The organism is Komagataeibacter kakiaceti JCM 25156 (assembly GCF_000613305.1).
Window position 1 is genome coordinate 1 of the sequence record NZ_BAIO01000626.1, and the last position, 1,201, is coordinate 1,201.

General features: G+C 65.9%; 1 pseudogene. It reads left to right on the plus strand.

The window, feature by feature from the left end:
* Positions 1-1,036: pseudogene (locus JCM25156_RS25795) on the plus strand (pyridoxal phosphate-dependent aminotransferase); the annotation flags it as partial.
* Positions 1,037-1,201 lie beyond the last annotated feature (165 nt).

Consider the following 1,201-nt stretch of genomic DNA (forward strand, 5'->3'; position numbering starts at 1 on the left):
CCGCGCTGGACGGGCAGACCAAGTATCCGCCCGTGGACGGCACGCCCGCGCTCAAGGCCGCCGTGATGCGCAAATTCGCGCGTGAGAACGCGCTGGACTACGCGCCTGCCGAAATCATGGTGTCCAACGGCGGCAAGCAGGTCATTTTCAATGCCTTCATGGCCACCGTGCAGCCGGGGGATGAGGTGGTCATTCCCCGCCCGTACTGGGTCAGCTACCCGCTGATCGTGCGGATATTCGGTGGCACGCCGGTTTATGCCGACTGTCTGGAGGCCGATGACTTCCGCCTGACGGCGGCGGCGCTGGAAGCGGCGATCACGCCCCGCACCAAGTGCTTGTACTCAATTTTCCCAACAACCCGACCGGTGGCACCATGGGGCGGGAGGATCTCGAAGCCCTGGCGGAAGTGCTGCGCCGTCACCCGCAGGTGCATGTCCTGTCGGATGAAATCTATGAACACCTGATCTATGACGGGCAGCGGCATGTCTCGTTCGCGGCGGTGGCGCCTGACCTGAAGGGCCGCATCCTTACCCTGAACGGTGTATCGAAAGCCTATGCCATGACCGGCTGGCGCGTGGGGTATGTGGGCGGGCCGACAGCCCTTATCCGCGCCATGACCGCCATCCAAGGCAGCGCGACATCGGGCATCTGTTCCATAAGCCAGGCGGCGGCGGCGGCGGCGCTGGATGGGCCAGCGGATATTATCGCGCAGATGCGCGCGGTCTATGCCCGGCGGCGCGAACTGGTGGTCTCGGCCCTGCGGTGCATACCGGGGCTGACCTGCGCCATGCCGCATGGCGCGTTTTATGCCTATCCCGGTGTGGCCGGGTGCATGGGGCGTACGACCGCTGGCGGGCAGTTCCTGAAAACGGACGAGGATTTCGCCATCGCCCTGCTGGCGGAGCAGCATGTGGCCGTGGTGCATGGCAGCGCGTTCGGGCAGGGGCCGTACCTGCGCCTGTCCTATGCCACCAGTGATGAAATCCTGAAGGAAGCCTGCGCGCGTATCGCAAGGTTTGTCGAAGGGCTGAGCTGAGGAGCGGGAAAGCTCAGTCCGGGTCGGGCGTGGGGGGGCAGAGCAGGAAAACCCCCTCCGTCACGATGGCGGGCATCAGCATCATGCCCAGCGGCAGGCCCGAAAGGCCGATGGCCCCGGCCGACGCCACGCACGCGCCCATATAGCCAATGCGGCCGCCCAGCC